Raw genomic sequence first — 333 nt, forward strand, 5'->3', positions numbered from 1 at the left:
GGCTTCCTTCAAGGAGGCGAGGACGGCCTCCAGGTCGTTGCCCTCCGGGAGTTCCAATACCTCCCAACCAAAGGCTTCGAGTTTGACGGAGACATCGCCCAGGGGCATCACCTCTTCGGTGGGCCCGTCAATCTGCTGGCCGTTCCGGTCGATGGTCGAAATCAGGTTGTCCACCCCCTTGCTGCCCGCGTACATGATGGCTTCCCAGTTCTGGCCCTCCTGCAGTTCCCCGTCTCCGTGGAGACTGTATACCAGGTGGTTGTCCTTGTTGAGTTTTTTGGCCAGGGCCGCGCCGATAGCCACGGACATGCCTTGCCCGAGCGACCCCGAGGC

At 61.9% G+C, this 333-nt stretch carries 1 protein-coding gene; it reads right to left on the minus strand.

The genetic code is table 11. The features are described 5' to 3' along the window. On the minus strand, positions 1 to 333 hold a 333-nt coding region (locus ACRHNM_RS16485), incomplete at both ends, for a thiamine pyrophosphate-dependent enzyme (protein ID WP_431137718.1).

The organism is Psychroserpens mesophilus (assembly GCF_050617655.1).
In the GTDB taxonomy this organism is placed as follows: Bacteria; Bacteroidota; Bacteroidia; order Flavobacteriales; family Flavobacteriaceae; genus Psychroserpens; species Psychroserpens mesophilus_A.